This is a genomic window from Paenibacillus soyae, assembly GCF_024623455.1.
GTDB lineage: Bacteria > Bacillota > Bacilli > Paenibacillales > Paenibacillaceae > Pristimantibacillus > Pristimantibacillus soyae.
Genome location: NZ_JANIPJ010000006.1, coordinates 286,305 through 306,950 on the forward strand (window position 1 = coordinate 286,305; position 20,646 = coordinate 306,950).

Annotated in this window: 8 protein-coding genes; 2 read left to right on the forward strand and 6 right to left on the reverse strand. The window is 55.8% G+C overall.

The genetic code is table 11. The annotated features are described in order from the left end of the window. Position 1 precedes the first annotated feature (1 nt). From NQZ67_RS11125 to NQZ67_RS11135, 3 genes are all read right to left on the reverse strand, one after another. Entirely contained in the window at positions 2–958 is a 957-nt protein-coding gene (locus NQZ67_RS11125; protein WP_257445439.1) for a carbohydrate ABC transporter permease, read from the reverse strand. 17 nt (positions 959–975) lie between these two features. Next, positions 976–3,873 carry an extracellular solute-binding protein gene (locus NQZ67_RS11130; protein ID WP_306812808.1) on the reverse strand — a complete coding sequence of 966 codons (2,898 nt, stop codon included), beginning with the start codon at positions 3,871–3,873 and terminating at the stop codon, positions 976–978. Positions 3,874–3,956: 83 nt separating this feature from the next. Further along, a complete protein-coding gene (locus tag NQZ67_RS11135) occupies positions 3,957–5,351 on the reverse strand; it encodes an ABC transporter substrate-binding protein (RefSeq protein ID WP_257445441.1) in 1,395 nt (464 codons plus the stop codon). A gap of 373 nt (positions 5,352–5,724) precedes the next feature. Between NQZ67_RS11135 and NQZ67_RS11140 the strand changes: the two genes are divergently transcribed. Continuing rightward, on the forward strand, positions 5,725–6,585 hold the full coding sequence (locus tag NQZ67_RS11140) for a helix-turn-helix domain-containing protein (RefSeq protein WP_257445483.1): 861 nt from the start codon (positions 5,725–5,727) through the stop codon (positions 6,583–6,585). A gap of 81 nt (positions 6,586–6,666) precedes the next feature. Here NQZ67_RS11140 and NQZ67_RS11145 read toward each other — a convergent pair whose 3' ends face one another. From NQZ67_RS11145 to NQZ67_RS11155, 3 genes are all read right to left on the reverse strand, one after another. Beyond that, a complete protein-coding gene (locus NQZ67_RS11145) occupies positions 6,667–9,588 on the reverse strand; it encodes a glycoside hydrolase family 3 protein (protein WP_257445442.1) in 2,922 nt (973 codons plus the stop codon). 311 nt (positions 9,589–9,899) lie between these two features. Further along, complete coding sequence (locus NQZ67_RS11150; RefSeq protein WP_257445443.1) at positions 9,900–10,388, reverse strand: cation:proton antiporter regulatory subunit; 489 nt, start codon at positions 10,386–10,388, stop codon at positions 9,900–9,902. Positions 10,389–10,410: 22 nt separating this feature from the next. Further along, positions 10,411–11,643: a cation:proton antiporter gene (locus tag NQZ67_RS11155; protein WP_257445444.1), complete on the reverse strand. Its 1,233-nt coding sequence runs from the start codon at positions 11,641–11,643 to the stop codon at positions 10,411–10,413. Between the two features lie 655 nt (positions 11,644–12,298). Here NQZ67_RS11155 and NQZ67_RS11160 point away from each other — a divergent pair. Then, entirely contained in the window at positions 12,299–20,608 is an 8,310-nt protein-coding gene (locus NQZ67_RS11160; protein ID WP_257445446.1) for a glycoside hydrolase family 94 protein, read from the forward strand. The last annotated feature ends 38 nt before the right edge of the window (positions 20,609–20,646 follow it).

Below are 20,646 nucleotides of genomic sequence, written 5' to 3' on the forward strand. Positions count from 1 at the left end.
ATTATTCACCTACCTTTCGCAACAGCTTTTGCGTCAATTTATTGGCGCCGATCATCGTGCAGAAGAGCACTGTCGCGATTGCGGATGCGTAACCCATCTCGAAGCGGATCGTGCCGAAGTCCATCAAGTGCGTTACGATGGTATGCCCCGCGTAGTTGACGCTTGGAAATCCTGCCAGCGCGATCGATATATCGGCGACCGCAAGCGAGCCCGTTATCTGCATAACGGCTCCGAACATCAGCTGCGGCCGCATGGACGGCAGCGTGATGAACCAGAGCTCCTGCCAGCGGTTCTTGATGCCGTCTACGGCACCCGCTTCGATCAGCGATCGGTCGATCGTCTGAAGGCCCGCGATGAAGGCCAGGAAGCTGGTGCCCAGGCTAAGCCACAGCTGGACGATAATAATAATAGGCAGTATATATTGCTCGTTCGAAAGCCATTGAACCGGTTCGAGAATAAAACCGAATTTCATGAGGAACCCGTTCAAATAACCGTAGCTGTCTCCGGAGAATACGATCAGCCAAATAAAGAAAACGTTCCCCGAAATGGACGGGGCATAGAACACTAAGGTCATGAACGCTCTGACCTTGGGCGACAGCTCATTGATAATCCAGGCAAAAAGAAAACAAGCGATATAACTGACCGGACCGGTCACGACCGCGAACATGAACGTATTCTTCAGGGCGATCATGAACACGTCGTCGCCCAGGAACAATCGGGAGTAATTCTGCCAGCCTACGAATCTCGGAAACTCCAGCATGTTAAAATAAAAGAAACTAAGTGCCAGAGAAATGACGACCGGAATGACCGTAAAAGCGAAGAAGATCAGCATGTACGGACTCATCAACAAGTAGTAGTGCTTGTTTTTCCGAAGCTCTCGGGCAACATTGGCCAGTCGTGACGGCTTCTTTGTCTGGATGAGGCTCGACGCGGCATGACGGTTTACTTCTGCTTGCATCGGCTTCCACCCCCTAACTAATTCTGCAGATTGAATTCCTTCCGTTTAAGCGCGATTTCGTCATTCATGTACAAAATATAATCCGAAAGGGCTTCGCGTGGATTCTCGCTCTGGTTCACGACGCGCCGGAAGGCATTATCCAGATGTCTGCCTGTGAAATACCCGCCCGGCACTTGAGGGATGCCCCTCACCCATTGCCATTGGCGCTCCAGATTATTGAAATCCTTGATCGGCCATGGCAGCTGCGCAAGCGCTTCGATGTTGGCTGTCGGATAGCGCGCGGCTTCGCCGAGCAGCCCTTCCAGCTCACGTCCGTAAGCGATTTGAGTATCCTTGTCGGTCCACCACTTCATGAATGACCATGCCGCGTCTTTGTCGTCGGCATTATCCAGCATCATGACCGCGGTCGTATGGCTGGCGACCTCGTGATTGACGGATCCGTCCTCGCGCTCGGTGCCGGGTACGATGGTAAAGTCCCATAACCCTTTGATCTCCGGCGCCATAACCGTCAGCATATTGTACGTCGTATAATCGGCGATACCGATCGGCATCTCGCCAGTCCTGAACCGATTGGGGAAATCCGCTTGAAGCGGAAACTTGTAATTCGTATAAAATTGCGTCCAGCGCTTGAAAACCTGCATGGAAATCTCGGAGTCGAGCGCGCTCTTCATGCCATTGTCCTGATAGAACTGGCCGCCGTTCTGGTAGAGCAGCATGGCGAACGCCGCGTTCGGAACGAGAGTCGCATTGTTCGCAGCCGATTCGATTGGCAAATAAAACTCCATGTTGTGCTTCTGCAGCACCGAAATCATGTTATACACATCCTGCCATGTCTTCGGAGGCTCCAATTCCAGCTCTTTGAGAATATCCTTGCGGTAGAACAGCATCGGGAAGGTCTGCTGCTCCGGCAGCGCGTATACCCCTCCGTCATAGGCGTAAGGCGTTATCGCGCTATCGCGGAACCTTGCGGCGACCTCCTCGAAATCCGGGAATGCCGTCAAATCGGCGGCGGCGTTCCTCATCGCATAATTGACGGGGAGATCCTCGCCGGCCTGCAAGGCAACGTCTGGTCCTTCCCCAGCCAGGACAGCCGGAAGCAGGATGCCGCCCGGAACGAGTCTTAAATGTACCGATATGTTCGTATCGGGCGTAAACGTGTCGTCGATCAGCGCTTTCAACACTTGCGCCTGGTCCCTTCCCGTCGTTACCCATACCGTGACGGAACGCCCTCCTTCTTCCGTGCTTCCGATGCTATCGTAATCTTCGGTATAGGAGGCGGCGTAAGCGCCAAGCTCATGCTTGATCTTCTCCAGCATCGTCGCTTTCGCTTTCGGAAGCTTGCTGTCCGGAGACGCGACGATCAGATAATCGAGCGTAAGCGGCTGTTCGCGCACGGTCAGAATCCACGTGCCAAGACCGCCGACATTCACCTTGAAGGTATTCAGACGGTTCGCTATCGTTTCCGGTCTCTCCGCCATTTCGTCCAACTGCCTGACCATCGTATGAAGAACGGCGACTTTATCGCTCTTCTCCCCCGTCGATTGTTCGAGATAGTCCGCCACGGCCTGGATCGTGCCGGATTGGTCCCGGAGAACATCGATCAGATCCGGAATCCGCTTCTCCAATTGATAGTCGCGGTTAGGGTCCGGCGAGTTTGAGGTAATTAACAATATTTTTCGATAGATTTCATTGAGCTTCAGAACGCTCGACTCGATCGTCTCGATTAGCGGAGCGAGCTCGCCAAGCGAAACCGCCATGCGAATGGTATGTTTCCCACTCGTCAGATGGAACAGGTAAGGCTCGTCCCCTCCCAGCACATCCGTCTGCCATTCCATATTGAAGCTGAATCGCGTCCGCTTCATCTCCTGGAATGGATATTGGCCATCGATCATGATACTTCGCGTAGCATAGACGCCCCGCAGCTGATCCTGTTTGCGCTTCAGCGCAATCTGGTATAACCCATCCTCTTCCACTTCGAACTCCCATTCCACCCACTGTCCCGGCAGCTTCCAGTTAAGGCCCCCAATCGCGTTGACCCGTATTTTCGAAGCGCTGTAGGGCGTGACCGCAGGGCTTGATCGATCGGAAAGCGGATACAGCGTTGGAGAAGATTTTAAGGTCGCATCCTCAGCCTGAATAACAATGAATTGACCCTTGGCGGCTTCAATCCCCTCGGCTTTATATTCGGCTTTCCGTTCCTCATAGGATTTGGTCTCCGGCTCCTGGTACAACTCGATGTAGTCGATAGCCATCGGTTCCCTCAAAGAAGTCATAGAAATGGTGTGAACCCCTTCGCCGAAATAAAACAAGTAGGGCTCGTCATAATAACCCTCGTTGTCCTCCAAGGGCGCGACCTGCCAAGCCGGCTTCTCTATCTGCCTCGGGCGCAAATCGTTGCCGCGATTGTCCCGCTCGATTTCGTCTTCGCGATTGCCCCAATATCGATCGAACAATAAGATTTCGGCTTCTTTAAAGGGCACTTCCTGATTGATCGCGAACTCCCTCTCGATAGCCGAGCTTTTTCCCTCAATAGGAAAATAATGAATTCGAACATGGTATAGACCCGGTTGATCAACCTGGACCTTCCAACTAATCGTGCCCGACTCGGGCGTCAACACAGCTTGACCGTTCAGTCCTTGAAATTCATCCGCAAGCTCAAATCCGTCCCCTTCGATTGCAGCATATTGCTCGCCTTCGATTCGGATTTCGGCGGCCGGCCGGTCCGCGTTCGAGTAGTTTTGCATATAGTCGCCATATCCGTCCTTTGCGTCCGAATCCGTTACCGCTGCAAAATCGCTTATGGCTTGAACATCGCCGTTGCCTCTTTGACTCGATGAGTAGATCGCCCAAATGGACAAACCTAACACAAAAAAAACAAAAATCCATATCACTGATTTCTGTCGTCTAGCGTTCAATTCTGCTCCCCTCCCGCGGCGAGAGTGAAATTCGAACAGTCCACATATTCAGCTAGATGCGGACTGTTCGATCACTTCAATCGCTATTTCTTATAGACTTCATCGATTGCCGCCTGGAAAGGCGTTTTATACGTCTCGATGACCGTGGATACGGATTGGCCTTTCGCAATCTCGTCACCAAACTCATAGTACGGCATGCTAGGGAACGTAGCTAAACTGTCGAGATAGAATCTGTTCGACGCGACCTTAACATTATTGATATCGACTTCGTTATCAAACATCGACTCGTACCAAGACTGGAGATTATAGTCATAAACGGAGTCGTATGTCTCTATTTTCTCCCAGATATAAACGAGCTGCTCCGGATTCTCGACTGCCTTCGGAATGACCATTGCCCACGGATTGCTATCAGGCGTATTGTAGGAAGTTCCACTCGGTCCTTTAGGGAAAGGAATAAAGCCGAAATCGTAATCCTTCATGTCTTTCCTCAAACCTTCCGCCTCATAAGCTCCGCTTAAATACAACAACGTGTTGCCTTGACGGAAAAATTGACTTGGCTCCGTCCAATCTCCGCCCTCTGAAGGTCTGACGAGTTTTTCGGTGCTCAGTTTGGATAGGAAATTCAAAGTTTCGACGGTTCTAGGATCATCCAGGTTCTGCTTATCCCCCTTCACCAAGGCTGTCTCGTTGGAAGCAAGCGCTGAATCCAAAAAGCCGCCGCCAGCCAGTCCCCATGTATCAAGCTTTCCATCGTTGTTCGTATCTTTATTAGCCTCTTTGATCACTTGCATGAACGTTTCCCAGTTCCAGTTCTCTTCATCCACATATTCTTGAAGCGGTTTCAATCCGAGATTGTTCATCAACGTGCGGTTGTAGAAAAATCCGGTTGCTCCACCCGGGTACCCGCCAAAACCATACCCTCTTCCCTCGTATTGCATAAACTCGTTCGTTACTTTCGGATCGAACACTTTTTCGTTTTTCGTATATTCGTCTACCGGCCACAACAGATCTTGACTGACCAACGTTGGAATGGTGTAGGATCTGGCTATCGAGATGATATCGCCTACCGGTTCGCCGGCAAGCAGCGAGGCTGTAACCTTGTTCTGGTACTCGGCGTAATCGATGACAACGTATTCAACCTTGAAATTATGTTTTTTCATTAGAGCTTCAAGGTTCTTCTTCCTTTGGATATTGTCGGGATTGTCTTCCGGGATTTCCAAACTCCAGAAGTTTACGATCTTGATTGTTCTGCCGCCCATATCGAAATCCATCTCCGGCGTTTCATTGGAATCTCCCTCGCCTTCGCCGGTGTCAGCGTTCTCCCCCGAAGCATTCGTCGCCGCCGGATCGTTTGACGGCCCTTCGGTAGCTGCATTGGTGCTTCCCGGATCGCTTCCTTCATTGCTCCCGCTGCTGCAAGCCGCCATCGAGAAGATCAGCATCAGACTAACAAGCAGCATTACCAGTTTTTTGTTCATGGTCATCCCCCTGAAATTGAATTGTAATCGCTGTCATTTCAAATCGAACGACTAGACTTCATGCACTGCTATCCTCACAGCGGCGCTCCTCACCTCCCGATCGTTCCAACTCCTAGCTCTTTTAAAATCATATTGGAAAAAATCTATACAAACCTTCAATTTACAGACATGGGTTTAGCATGATTTAGTCATGTTCCTGTCTCTGTCTCCTGTTTCAATAACGATTTTTGGCATGCTTTTTAGTACGTTTTTGGCTGTATGATCATCTATTTCACGAAGCTAAAATTAACAATGATACCGCATACAACGATTACAGAAAGAGGGGTATTGTTGGATGTCAAACTTGCGAGGAAGTGCATTGAAATCGAACTCTGTGAATAGCGCTTATTTGAACTGGTTTACCAGAGACAAGGAATTTCCGTTTTTTATTCAGTATGGCGAGCACAATGAGGATACGCCCCTTCATAAGCATGATGACTTCACCGAACTCGTGATCGTATTGAACGGGAACGCAACGCATATCGTCGATTCCGAAACCTATTTTATTAAGAAGGGGAACGTGTTCATCATCAACGGTCCTATCTCCCATGCTTACCAAAATCCTCATGAATTCAAAATTTGCAATATTATGTTCCGGTCCGACTTGCTACGAAGCGCAGGTCCCGATTTAAGCACCTCCAACGGCTATCAGGCGCTTTTTGTTTTGGAGCCTTTATATCGCAATATTCATTCCTTTCAAAGCGGCCTGAGTTTGTCGATTCCGAGCTTGGAGCACGTCTCATCGATCATCGCAGGGATGATCAAGGAATATAACGATAAGCAACAGGGTTATCAGACCATGCTCAATTCCAGGTTCATGGAACTCGTCGTCTATTTGTCCAGACAGTATAACAAGCAGGAGAACGGCACGGACAGCAACCTGATGCATCTGGCGAATGCGATCTCCTACATCGAAGATCACTATCTGGAGCCTCTTACTCTCGAGGAAATCGCGGCAAGATCCAATATTTCGGTTCGGCATCTGAATCGAATTTTTCAATCTTATTACCAAACGACTCCTATCTCCTACCTGCAACGACTTCGTTTGGAGCGAGCGCGTATGCTGCTCAGGCAAAGCGGACTTCCCATTACCAAAATTTCATACGAATGCGGCTTTAACGACAGCAATTATTTCACTCGCAAGTTTTCCAAGACCTATGGACTTTCACCCAAGGCTTTTAGACTAAGTCAATGATTTTTTGCAAATCAAACACCCCGGCATATGTTGATACAACATATACCGGGGCGTTTTTTTGGTAAAACCCGGAGTATTCAGTTATACTTTGTCGGCCATCATCCGGAACCACGCGAGGGAAATCGGCCCATTCAACATGATGTACACGTCCCGCCTGCCGGTGGCCTCTGTCAGCCCGCAAGTGAGGCTCCGCCAGTTCTGATCTCCGCCAGCCGTAATTTTGCATTTGCCTGCGATTGGACCGTCCGGTCCATCTAACCGAACTTCGACCACGGCATCCACTGAGGCGGCTGCCCGCAGCTCGACCGCGGAAATCCCTGCGCCGAGCTCCGCATCATGGAAGGCAAGCCAGCCTTTATCGCCGCTCACGGATGCGGCGCTTCCGCCTTCGTTGCATTCGCCGAGACGAATGCCTTGATAAGCATCGTAGTTCGCGGCCCGCGTCACTCTCTTAAGATCGCGCGGCGGAATGGTTTCGCCGTCGACTGCAAGGCGGCCCTCAAGCCGCAGATCGGCGGAGGAAGCGCCGAGCATGACCGTGTACGTTCCGCTTTCTAAGCAGAACCGGTCGCGCGTTACATCCCAGATGGCCAGCGACTCTAGCTTTAGTTGGAACGTCACCTGCGCGGACTCGCCCGGAGCCAAAGAGATTCGCTTGAATTCCGCCAGCTGAAGGCGGGGACGCTTGACGCGGGATTTGTCTGCGCGAACATAAAGCTGCACGACCTCTTCGCCCTCACGCTCGCTTATGTTCGTCACGCGGCATGAAACCTGAACGGTCTTGTCTGTCCCGGCTTCGGCGCGGTTCGGCGACAACTCGAGGTCATCGTAACGGAATACGCTGTACGAGAGGCCGTGTCCGAACGGATACAGCGGTTCGCCTTCGAAATATAGATACGTTCGGCCGCCGCGGATGATGTCGTAGTCCATGAACGGCGGCAGCTGGTCGACGGACTTGTACCACGTCATGTTCACTCGGCCCGCGGGATTGACATCGCCGAACAGCACGTCCGCTACGGCGCGGCCGAGCTCCTGCCCTGCATGGGACGTGTAGACGATCGCCTTCGCCTTCTCCTGCAAGGCGTTCAAGGCGAACGGGTAGCTGCCGACGACCACGACAATCGTATTCGGGTTCTCCTCTATTACCGCAAGCGCCAGCTTTTCCTGCGATTCCGCCAGCGCGATGTCGGGCCGGTCCATCGTCTCCTTGCCGTTGATCAGCGGATGATTGCCGACGAACACGATCGCCGCATCGGCTTCGCGGGCCGATGCGACAGCCTCATCCAAGCCGTTCGACACGCATTCGAACTCGAACGCGTCGGCATGCGTTCCGGCAACCGAACTCCCCACCTCCGCTGCGCCTCCGACGTTAATAGCGTTTGCGGTTTCGGCCGCTTGGCCGTCACCGACGAGCAGTACGCCCGACTCGTCATCGATCGTTACAGGCGTTCCGTTCCAGGTCGAGGCGGTAACTAGGGGGCTGCCCTGATCCGCATACTGGATCTGGAACACTTCCTTCGTAAACCACTCCCATATCCGATGAGCCGACGCTTGCAAAGTTTTGTCGTCCGTTGTGACATAAAGGCTGTTGCGCAGCGCAAATAACGTATGGCTGCCACAGCCCCAGTCCGTTATCTCGAATACGTCTCCTTCTTCCGGTTTCTCCGCGCGAGCGGCCAAAGGAGCCTTTGCATCGTCGCTGAGCCGGACATACCGCCCGCTGCGGGCAGCCTTCATGCGCACGCGATCGGTGCCGGGTGAATACGACGCTTCGGCGCCTGTCCCCTCCGCGGCCAATCTCTCGCGGATTCCCTGCAACGGGGTAACCGCATAAGGCAATGTGCCGCTGTACCAATCGCGATACACGACATCGGCAAGCGGGCCGATGACGGCGACCTTGCTCAGCTTGTCAGCCTGCAGCGGCAGCGTCTGCCCTTCGTTCTTGAGCAGCACGACGGCTTTCTGCGCCGCCTCCCTCGCGAGCTCCGCGTGCTTCGGATGGAGGATCGCCGATTCGTCGATCGCGGCATACGGATTTCGCTCCGGCGGGTCGAACTCGCCGAGCCGGAAGCGAACGCGGAACGTGTTCCGAAGCGCGGCATCCAGATCGTTCTCCGTCAACAGCCCGTCCTTCAACGCTTCGCGGATCGCTTCCGTCACTGCTGCCGCATCCTCCGTAATACTGTCGATTCCGCCTTCCCGGATCGACCGGGCCACCGCTTCCTTCATCGTCTCTACGTAACGATGATCCCGCATCGTGCCCGATACGTCGAACGCATCGCTAACGACAAAGCCGTTCATGCCCCATTCGCGTTTCACGATGTCGATCACGAGCGGACTGAGGTTCGCCGGCACTCCGTTGATCGCATTGTATGCCGACATCATCGACTGGGCGCCGCCTTCCTTGAACGGGATCTCGAACGCCTTCAAGTAATATTCGCGCAGGTTGCGCGGATCAAGGCTGACGGATGTATCGCCTCTTCCCGCTTCATTGTTATTGCCGATAAAATGCTTCAGCGTGGCAACGGCCTTCAAATAAAAAGGATGGTCCCCTTGAATGCCTTGCGTGAGCGCGGCGGCTAGTTTGCCGGCCAATACCGGATCCTCGCCATACGCCTCTTCCGTCCGGCCCCAACGGGGGTCCCGCTCCAAGTCGACCGTCGGCGCCCACAGGGTCAAGCCGTTAACATTCGGATTCTGCTTGTAGAAACCTCGGGCTTCGTCCCCAATCGCGCCGCCGATTCTCTTAAGCAGCTCGCTATCCCATGTGCAAGCGAGACCGATCGGCTGAGGATAACTGGTCGCTTCCCCGAGCCAAGCCATGCCATGTGCCGCCTCCGTGCCATGCTTGTATGCTTGCACGCCGAGACGCTCTATTGCGATCTGGTACTGCGGCATAAGCCCCACTTTCTCGTCCAGTGTCAGTTGGGCAATCAAGTCGTTCACGCGGTCCTCGAGAGGCGCATTGAAATCCCGATAAAGGTCGTTCTTTTCGATTGTCATATTCTCACGCTCCTGGAAAAACTCTAACTATCTCTCACATTGTAGCGGCTTCCCACTCGAATTGATGATGAACCTCTACACTATAGTTCAATATTGATAAACAAACCTCGATTATTTGGTCTTTTACTAGCATATAATAGACATTCGATTCCGCCGATCGGGAAGCGAATCCATACAACCGCTCCAGCACGGTCATGTCCGCTTATTCCGCAAGCGGGAAGGCGTGACGGGTTAAGCAGCGCACAAGAAACAAGGGAGGCAACCGGCTGCCTCCCTTTCACTACCTTCACGATATTGATATGAACCTGCCTTTACCCGTTCTGAAGAAGCTCCTTCAGCTGCCTGATCTGTTGCCGCTCACCCGCCATAACGATCGTCATGCCTGCAAGCAGGATATCATCGGGCCCGGGGTTGATTTTCTGCTTTCCTTTCTCGATCGCAGCCAGAATAGTGGCTCCCGTCCGCTGCCGGACTTGCAGCTCCGCGATGGACTTATTCACGCACCTGTAGGAGGGCTCCAGCTTGCACCATTCAATGACCAACTCTTCAAGCGTCACTTGTATCGTTTCCAGCGCCTTCGGTTTATAATTCATGCCGCCGATGATCGATGCGATCTGCCTCGCTTCGTCATCCTCCAATATAACCTGAGAAATCGTTTGCTCCGGGTCATCCTCCTCGAAGTGATAAATTTCTCTTCGGCCGTCATCATGGATCACGACGACGATTTTGTCGCCCGATACCGTTTCTATCTGATATTTTCTCCCTATTCCCGGAAGATCGGATTCCCTAATAATTCCCATGTGAAATAACAACCTCCATCGCTCATAATTCTACACTGTTTTGTTTCGCTTGCTGCTTTTCCTTTGGCTTGCTCCATTTAAAGATCTTATTCAAGCCCGCGTATATATGCTTTGATTCCTTGGCCAACAAAGGGCCGATAATAGCCAGGATCAAGACATATAGCGCTGAAAATGGTTTCAGCAAAGGCATCAGTCCCGCCGAAATACCCAGGTTCGCCACGATGATCGTAAACTCGCCCCGAGCCATTACCGTTAGACCGATGTTGGTGGACGCCTTGTGGGATAACCCCGCGTTACGACCGGCGATCATTCCGGCGATCATATTGGCTAGGATGGTAAGCGCGACTGCCCCTATGGCCATCCATGCCGCGTCACCAAGACTTAGCGGATCAATGCTTAATCCGAAGCTGAAGAAGAAGACCGCGCCGAAAAAGTCGCGGAAAGGGACCACTAAATGCTCAATCCTCTTGCTATGCTCCGTCTCCGACAAAGCAAGTCCGAATAACAAAGCGCCGATCGCTTCCGCGACATGCAAGGTTTCGGAGAAGCCGGCTATGAAGAATAGCAGCGAGAACATGACAATAATAAAGATTTCGTTCGAAGAAATGTTTAATAGCTTGTTTAGGACGGGAGTTCCTTTTCTTGCGATAATGAAGAACAGAAGCATATAACCCATTGACATCGCTACGGATAATAGGATTCCGCCAATCGAAGTCGCTCCGCCGAGCAGCAAGCCCGACATGACGGATAGGAACACGGCGAGGAACAGATCGTCGAACAAGATCATGCCCAATATGAGCTCGGTCTCCGAATTGCCCGTGCGCCTTAGGTCGACCAGCACCTTCGCTACGATTGCGGTAGAGGAGACCGAGAGCATCCCCGCGATAATTAAAGTTTCGTACAACGGAAACTGGACTAAGAAGCCGTAAATCATGCCGATGACGAAGTTAAGAAGCACATATACGGTTCCTCCGAATACGATGCTGCGGCCGGACTTGACCAGCTTGGAAACCGAGAATTCCAGCCCGATGTAGAATAGCAGAAACAGGACCCCGATTCTTCCAAGAAATGATATCACATCTTGACTTTCAATGAACGTAAAATCGAATATGCCGAAAACCGGCGCGTGAGGACCTACTATCATACCAAGAACGATTAAAAAAGGAATGATAGAAAACTTTAGTTTTCCTGCAAGCAGGGATGCGGCCGAGACCAGCAATAGGGCAGTGCCTACTTCAAAGATCATGTGATCCATACGATGAATGTCTCCCTCCTTCGTCGCAGAGTTTTGCTTCGAATAAGGGGACTTCGTTCGAACGGTACGGGTTAGACGATTTCCTATGGTTCATCGTAAATTTTACCCCTTGTTCTCATTTGGTCTACGCTTGCGATGAATGGACTCATATAACGACCTCCGTATTCATTTAGCTTTCCTCTCGATTTGTACATGCCATTGTCCTTCCTCTTTCAAAAATACAGGAGCACCCCCTCGTTCCCAATGGATTCGGCTATACATTAAATGTAAAAACGCCTAAACAAGCACAAAGGCACTCCGATCGATGAATCGACCGAAATGCCTGTGTTTCCCTTGTTTGCTATCCTACTTCCCATGTATACGCCTACAAACCATTATGGCCCCTAAATAGTAATGAGTCAACAAAAATGGATCAGGTTTCCTGTTAATGGCATTGATTCAGACAAATGACAATGAATGAGAACTGCGTAGGCCTTAACAAGCCCCCTCTGCTTCTATTCCTGCGATCAAATTTCCGGGCTAAAGCTATAATCAAAATCGCTCCTTTCATGAAAATTTCACACCTATTTGCAAGAATCGCTTATAAAATCCTCCAAAATTCGGAATGGTAATGAAGTACTCTTCTACTATTCGAATCCATGGGGGATTAAGGTAAATGGAATGGAATCAAAAAAAAATGCAGGAGCATGCCCATAAGCTTGCGCTGGAGCATGATCCTCACGGCAAACGGGTCTCCTCAAAATCGCTGTGGTTATGGATGGAGGAGGATGTCCGGGAGCTTCGGCGTTACATCGCCGAATTGAATGAACGCGCCGTCGTCTGCGGGCAGCCCGCCGAGGAATGGCTGCTGGACCACTCGGAATTTTTGGAAGCGGAGCTGGCCGGCATCCGTTTGGGGCTGGACGATTTCCCTGCTCAGTCGCTTCCCGTGCTCAGCAAAAGCAATCAAACCCGTGTCTCTTCGATATGCGAGGCCTATCTTGCTTTTACCGACGGACTGCTCGACGAGGACCTTTTTGTCGCTTATTTGGACGCCTATCAGGAGGTAGCCGTGCTGACGGCAGCCGAAGCCTGGGCCATCCCGATCTTCCTCAAGATGGAGCTCGTGCGCAGGCTCGTCTCGCTTGCGGAGCCGCTCAAGGAACGCCGCGCCGTCTGCGCGCAGGTCGAACGCATGCTGGCCGGGATCCCCGCTTCCGAGTTGACTCCAGAGCGGCTCAAGCAAGCGCTCGAAGCGGAGCAGGTCGAAATGCCGTTATCCGGCGCGATGACCGTGCATCTCGTCAAGCATCTCCGAGAGCATGCGGAGGACTCCGCCCATGTCGGGGAGTGGCTGGTCTGCAAGCTGGAGAACGAACCTTCGGATTTGGACTCGATCCTCTCCTACGAATACCGTCTTCAAGCCGAATATCAAGTCGGCACGGGCAATGTCATCGGCAGCCTGCGCAAGCTGTCGCGCTGGCTGTGGAGCGAGCTGTTCGAGCGGGTCAGCATCATCGAGCAGACGCTGCGGCAAGAGAAGTCCGGCGACTATCCCCGATTGGACGCCGGCAGCCGGCAGACGCTGCGGTATCGGGTGGAACAGCTTGCCCGGCGCATGAAGGTTCCCGAGAAGCTGGTGGCCTCCGAGGCCGTCCGTTTGGCCGGCGAACGCGGCTCGGATGCTGACGCTTCGGAAGCCGAGCAAGAGGCGCTCCCCGCCAGAAGCAGCTATGTCTCCTATTATTTGCTCGACGCGCGAGGCATGAAAGAGCTGCGGCAAGCGCTCAAGCAATGCGGCAAGGCCGGCGCTCTTCCGGAAGCCGGCCTGCGGCTCCGGGCGTCCGGACTTTATTTGCAGATGGTCGCCTGGGGGACGCTTATCGCGCTCGCCTGTTTCTGCCTAACGATCGGCGCCTCCAGAGGACTGGCCCTCCCCGTATCTGCCGGCGCGATCGCAGCAGGCCTCTTGCTGCTTCTGATTCCCGCGAGCGAGTGGGCGGTAACGGCCGTTCATTGGCTTATCGAACGAATGACGCGGCCGATTCGCCTGCTGCGCTACGATTTCTCCAAAGGCGTGCCGGAGGAAGCGTCGACGATGGTCGTCATGCCCGTCATATGGAGCAGCACGGATAACATAAGAGCGACGTTCGACCGGCTGGAGCAGCACTATTTGGCCAATCGGGAGCCGAACATTCATTTCGGCGTGCTTAGCGATTTGCAGGACGCGGACGCGGAGAAGCTGCCGGAGGACGATGCCGTGCTGCGGCTCGCGAAGGCGGAGACCGATCGGCTGAACCGCGAATATCCGGCAGCCTCCTTTCATTTGTTCCATCGCGGCCGCCGGTGGAACCCGTCCGAACGCGCATGGATGGGGTGGGAGCGCAAGCGCGGGAAGCTGGAGGAGTTCGTCAAGCTGCTGAAGGGCGACCGGCAGACTAGCTTTGACCACATATACGGCGATACCTCCGTGCATAAGAGGATTCGCTACGTCATTACGCTTGACGCCGATACGCTCCTTCCGCTCGAGAGCGCCCGCCGCATGATCGGAGCGATCCATCTCCCGTACAATCGCCCGCGGCTCGATTCAAGCGGGACTGTCGTAGCCGAGGGCTACGGCGTGCTCCAGCCGCGCATCGGCATGACGTACGAGAGCGCGCGCAAGTCGAGATTAACGTCTCTCTTCGCCTCCGAGGCCGGACTTGATCCTTACGCCTTCGCCGTGTCGGATCCGTATCAGGACGCTATCGGCCAGGGAATATTCACCGGCAAAGGCATATTCGACGTCGACGCGTTTCACCGCGTGCTTTGCGGGCGTTTCCCGGAAAACCGCGTGCTCAGCCATGATTTGCTCGAAGGCGGCTTCCTGAGAGCCGGTCTCCTGTCGGACATCGAGCTGATCGACGATCATCCGCCTACTTACCTGTCGCATCAGAAGCGGCTTCATCGCTGGACGCGCGGAGACTGGCAGCTGCTGCCTTGGCTGAGGAGCGCCGCGAGAGACGGCAAGGGGAAGCTCGTCCCCACTCGTCTGTCGGCCATGACGCGCTGGCAAATCGCGGACAATCTGAGGCGCAGCCTGCTGCAGCCCGCTCTGCTGGCGATTCTGCTGGCGGCGCCGCTGCTGCCGGGAGCTCCGACGCGTTGGTTGGCCATCGCGGCACTGACTCTGCTTCTGCCCGTCATTCGCCAGCTGTTCTCGCTTGCCGGCTGGGTTCGGAACCCTTCCGGCATTGGGAGAACGGCCATCCATGCGGCGCTGTCGTTTATCACTCTTCCGTTCCAAAGCGCGATGCTGCTGGATGCCGTCGTTCGCACGCTCTACCGTTTGCTCGTGTCGAAGCGCCGGCTGCTGGAATGGACGAGCCAAGCCGAAGTGGAGCGGTTAAGCGGCAAGGCGGGAGCGCCGCCCCTCGCCGGGATGCTCGGCGGCTACGCCTTCGCCGCGCTGATGTTCGCGATTACCGCTTTGGCCGATTCGACGGCCGCGTGGAGGATTATCGGCTTCGCGATCGCGCTTCTATGGTGTGCGGCGCCGCTGGTCGTAAGATGGCTCGACGGTTCCGCGGAGAGGAGTGAAGCTGCCTTCTCTGAACAAGAGAAAGAAACGCTGCACGAGCTTGCGCGGGATATCTGGTCGTTCTACGAAGACTTCGTGACGGAGAAGGATAACTGGCTTCCCCCGGACAACGTGCAGCTGGAGCCGGACCGCGGAATTGCGCATAGGACCTCCCCTACCAATATCGGCATGTACGCCGTATGCGCGGTCGCGGCGAGGGACTTCGGCTTCATCGATACGGCCGGCCTGATCGAACGGCTGGAGCGGACGATCGGTACGATAGAACGGCTGGAGAAGTGGGAAGGACATCTGTACAACTGGTATGATACGGAATCGCTCGCTCCGCTCATGCCCATCTACGTGTCCACGGTGGACTCGGGCAATTTGGTAGCGTCTCTTCTGGCCGTGAAGGAAGGCTTGATCGAGTGGATGCGCGCGGACTGGGGCAGCAAAGCGGATTCGCCAGACCGTGCCGGGGCCGGTAGCCGGCGGACGAATCGGTTCGAGGTCGCGTTCGCTAACGAGCTGGGCTCGCCCGGCAAAGGCGACCTAATGACGAGAGGCAACCGGCTGGCTGCCCGGATCGACGCGCTGGCCCGAGGCACCGACTTCCGCCAGCTCTACGACGCGAAGACGAATTTGTTCTCTCTCGGTTACCACGTCACCCGGCGCGAGCGGGACGAGGTCTTGTACGATCTGCTCGCTTCCGAGGCAAGGCAAGCAAGCTTTGTCGCCATCGCGATGGGGCAGGTGCCGGTCTCGCATTGGAACGCGCTCGGCCGAACGATGACCAAGGTCGGCAGTCAGCCGGCATTGCTCTCTTGGAGCGGCACGATGTTCGAATATTTGATGCCATGGCTGCTTATGAGGACGTACCGGGATACGATTTGGGACAGCACCTACAAGGCCGTCGTCTCTCGCCAAATCGAATACGCCAAGCAGCGGAACGTGCCGTTCGGCATTTCCGAATCCGGCTATTTCGCATTCGATCATCAATTAAACTATCAGTATCGCGCCTTCGGGGTACCCGGTCTCGGCTTCAAGCGCGGGCTGGAGCAGGACTTGGTGCTGGCCCCTTACGCGACGATCATGGCCCTGCCCTACGCGCCGAAGGAAGGACTGCGCTCGCTGAGACGGATGGAGGAGCTCGGGGGCCGGGGACAGTACGGTTATTATGAAGCGATGGATTTTACGCCGCGGCGCCTGAAGCAGGACGGCCGCCATGCGGTCATCCGCAGCTTCATGGCCCATCATCAGGGCATGAGCTTGCTCACCTTATCCAACTTGCTGCTCCCCCAGTCCATGATCGACCGTTTCCATCGGAACAAGGAGGTTCGCGCGGCAGAGCTCCTGCTGCAAGAGCGAATCCCCCGCCGATTCAAAATGATTCGCCATCCCGCTCTGCACCGCTTGTTGTCGGGCAGAGAAGCCTTGCCGAATCAAGCCGAGCCGATACGGGAATTCGCCTCGCCTCATACCGCGACTCCGGAGGCCTGCGTGTTGTCGAACGGCCGGTTCAGCACGGTCGTCACGGCGAGCGGCAGCGGCTTCAGCAGCTGGGAAGGACTTTCCGTGTCCAGGTGGAGAGAGGAACCCGTACGAGACTCGTGGGGCTCCTATATTTACGTCCGCGACGTAGCCTCCGACCGGATATGGTCTCCCTCCTTCCAGCCTTGCCGGACGGAGACGCCGGAGCAGCGCTCCCGGTTCGAGCCGGACAAAGCGACGTTCGAACGCCGCTTCGGAGAGGTGTTTACGCGGATGGAAATTTGCGTTTCTCCGGAGACCGACGCGGAGGTCCGGCGCATTACGCTGACCAATGAAGGCAACGAACCGAAGGTGCTGGAGGTTACGTCCTATCTGGAGCTCGCCTTGGCGAATCCGATCGCGGACGACGCGCACACCGCCTTCAGCAAGCTGTTCATCCGCACCGCTTACGAGGAAGGCACCGGCTGTCTCGTAGCCAGCCGACGGAAGCGCGAGGCCAAGGACCAAGCGCTCTGGGCCGCGCATACTCTGGTTGCCGAAGGAAGAGCGGTCGGCGATCCGGAATTCGAAACCGACCGCTCGGCTTTCATCGGGCGGGGTTACCGCCTGGAGGAGCCGCAATCGATCCGCAGCCGGCTGAAGGGGAAGACAGGCTCCGTCGCGGACCCGGCCTTCGTCATGAGGCGGCGCGTGCAGCTGGAGCCCGGCGACCAGGCAATCTTCTACGCGGTGACTTCGGTGGCCGAGACGAAGGAGGCCGCGCTGGAAGGAACGGCCGGACTGACGAAATCGCATGCCGTGGAACGGACGTTCCAGCTGGCCTGGACGCGCAGCCGAATCGAGCTTCGCAGCCTTGGACTGGAGCTGGCCGATGCGTTCGTCTTCCAACGGCTTGCCGCTCAAGTGCTGTATACCCCTCCGCTTAGCGGCGAGCGCGGTACAAGGATCGAGGCCAACACGAAAGGACAGCCCGGGCTGTGGGCATACGGCATATCGGGAGACAAGCCGATCATTCTCGCCGAAATCGATAATCGCAGCAGGCTTCCTTTCGCCATCAAGCTGCTTACCGGCCATGAGTATTTGCGCAGACTCGGCATCCGCTTCGATCTGGTCCTCTTGAACCGATCCTCGGACGGCTACGAACAGGATCTGCAGGACGCGCTTAGCCGGGCCGTCGAGCACGGCGTCGACCGATTCGGCGCGGGCCATGCGAGCATCCACGTCCTTCCTGCCGGAAGGCTCTCGGACGAGGACGAGACGCTGCTGCTCTCCGTGGCGAAGCTGCATCTGCGGGCGAGCGGGCCTTCGCTCGCCGTTCAGCTTCGACAGCCTCGAGGCGCGGGAGCGCGCCGGATTGCCGATCGCAGCCGAATGCGCCAAGAGAGAGCCGGCGCCGAGTCCTCCGCGGACGCGGCAGAGCTTAAGCCGGCGGAGCCGTTGTTATTAGGAGACAAGCCGCGGCTTGCGTCCGAGCAAAGCGCAGCCCGGACCTCGCGGTCCGTCACGCTCGATGCCAAGGACGTGTTGTTCCATAATGGCTGGGGCGGCTTTACGCCGGACGGCAAGCAGTACAAGCTGCTGATTGAAGACGGCAAGCATCTGCCCGCTCCATGGATCAATGTCTTGGCGAATCCCGAATTCGGCGCGATCGTCTCCGAGCTCGGCACCGGGTACACGTTCTGGCGCAACAGCCGGGAATGCAAGCTGACCCCCTGGTCGAACGATCCGGTGCTCGACCCTCCGGGAGAAGTCGGATACCTGCGCGACGAGGATTCCGGCAGCGTATGGACAATCGCGCCTACCGCGGGCAGCGACTCGGCTCCGTACCTGGTCACCCATGGACTTGGCCACACGACCTTCGAGCATGAGCGGGACGGCATTCGCCATACGATGAAGCTGTTCGTGCCAATGGACGATCCCGTCAAAATCATGCGGCTGCGCTTGAAGAACGACTCGAAGGCGGAGAGACGAATATCCGTCACGTATTATGCCGAATGGGTCATCGGCGTGCAGCGCCAATCGAATGCCTCCTTTATCGCCAGCGAATGGGACGCCGAAGCCGAAATCTTGACGGCCCAGAATCGCTATCAGGATATCTTCCGCGAAGCGACGCCATTTCTAGGCGTATTCCCGCAGCAAGCAACGGAAGACGAGGACCTGTCGTGGACGGCGGATCAGTCGGCGTTCATTGGAAGAAACGGTAGCCTGGAACGGCCCGCCGCCTTGACGCGCGCAAGCCTGAACAGGCGGGACGGGGTTCACTACGCTAGCTGCGGCGCCATTCAGCGCAAGCTGAGCCTACAGCCCGGCGAAGAGTCGGAAGTGATCCTGCTGCTCGGGTGCGCCTCTTCCAGATCGCAGGCCGCGACGCTTTCCCGGAAATATGCCGAAGCGGCGAGCTGCGATGCCGCTTGGCAAGGGACCGCCGCTTATTGGGAGGAGACGCTCGGCCAGATCGTCGTAGACACGCCTTCTCCCGAGACGAACATCCTGCTTAACGGCTGGCTGCTTTATCAGTCGCTCGCTTGCCGCATGTGGGCTCGAACCGCCTTCTATCAAGCAGGCGGAGCATTCGGCTTCCGGGATCAGCTTCAAGACTCGCTTGCTATCCTCCACACGAGGCCCGAGCTGACGAGACGCCAAATTTTGCTCAGCGCGTCCCACCAATACGAGGAAGGAGACGTGCAGCATTGGTGGCACGAGGAGACGAACCGCGGCATCCGCACCTTGTTCTCCGACGACCTTCTATGGCTGCCTTATTCGGTGTCCCGCTACATCGAGCATACGGATGACGGGACGGTGCTGGAGGAACAGGTTTCATATCTGACTAGCGAAACCTTGCGGGATGGCGAGCATGAGCGGTACGAAGAGACTGTCCGTTCCAGCCAGGCCGGCAGCATCTACGAGCATTGCGGCAGAGCCATCGACAAGTCGCTGCAGCGGATCGGCGAGCATGGCTTGCCCCATATCGGGGTCGGCGACTGGAACGACGGCATGAATCTGGTCGGCGACGAAGGACGCGGCGAAAGCGTCTGGCTTGGCTGGTTCCTCTGCGAGGTGCTGAAGCGCTTCGAGCCTATATGCGAGGCTCGCGGCGACAGCGAACGCGGCGAACGGTACCGGTCGGCCCGCGAGAAGCTTGCCGAATCCCTTCACCAGCATGCGTGGGACGGCCAGTGGTACCGTCGGGCCTTCACGGATGCCGGAACGTGGCTCGGCTCCCTGCATAACGAGGAATGCCGCATAGACGCCATCGCCCAGTCCTGGTCCGTCATCTCCGGAGCGGCCGCGCCGGACCGCGCCCTGCAGGCGATGCAGTCGTTCGATCGCGAGCTTGTCGACCGGGAGATGGGCGTCGTGAGGCTTCTCACCCCGCCGTTCGACCGGACCGAACCGAGCCCGGGCTACATTCAGGGCTATCCGCCAGGCATTCGGGAGAACGGCGCGCAATATACGCACGGCGTGATCTGGAGCATCGTCGCCTGGTGCAAGCTGGGACGCGGCGACAAGGCATTCGAGCTGTTCCGCATGCTTAATCCGGTCAACCATACGCGGACAGAGCGCGAGGTTCGGACCTATTACGGCGAGCCTTACGTAATGGCGGCGGACGTGTACACCGCCGAACCGCATCAAGGCCATGCGGGCTGGACCTGGTATACCGGGGCTTCAAGCTGGATGTATCAAAGCGGGATCGAATGGATTCTAGGCCTGCGCCGGCAAGGCAGCCGTCTATACCTGAACCCTTGCGTCCCTCCCGAATGGTCGGGCTACAAGGTGACCTATCGATTCGGCCAAACCCGCTACCAGCTGCAGTTTCTACGAGACGGAGACGGAAACCGCGAAGGCGATAGCAAGTTCGATCTGATCGTCGGCCCCGAAGCCTATATAGAGTTGGAAGACGGAGGCGGCGAACAGCATCTCACGATCCGATTGACATAAATAATGCGGCGGAGAAGTTAGTTTCCTCTCCGCCGCAC

Excerpts from the sequence above, each read along its gene's own strand:
- NQZ67_RS11145 (WP_257445442.1), bottom strand. The coding sequence starts at position 9,588 with ATGACAATCGAAAAGAACGACCTTTATCGGGATTTCAATGCGCCTCTC.
- NQZ67_RS11150 (WP_257445443.1), bottom strand. The coding sequence starts at position 10,388 with ATGGGAATTATTAGGGAATCCGATCTTCCGGGAATAGGGAGAAAATAT.
- NQZ67_RS11160 (WP_257445446.1), top strand. The coding sequence starts at position 12,299 with ATGGAATGGAATCAAAAAAAAATGCAGGAGCATGCCCATAAGCTTGCG.
- NQZ67_RS11135 (WP_257445441.1), bottom strand. The coding sequence starts at position 5,351 with ATGAACAAAAAACTGGTAATGCTGCTTGTTAGTCTGATGCTGATCTTC.
- NQZ67_RS11125 (WP_257445439.1), bottom strand. The coding sequence starts at position 958 with ATGCAAGCAGAAGTAAACCGTCATGCCGCGTCGAGCCTCATCCAGACA.
- NQZ67_RS11155 (WP_257445444.1), bottom strand. The coding sequence starts at position 11,643 with ATGGATCACATGATCTTTGAAGTAGGCACTGCCCTATTGCTGGTCTCG.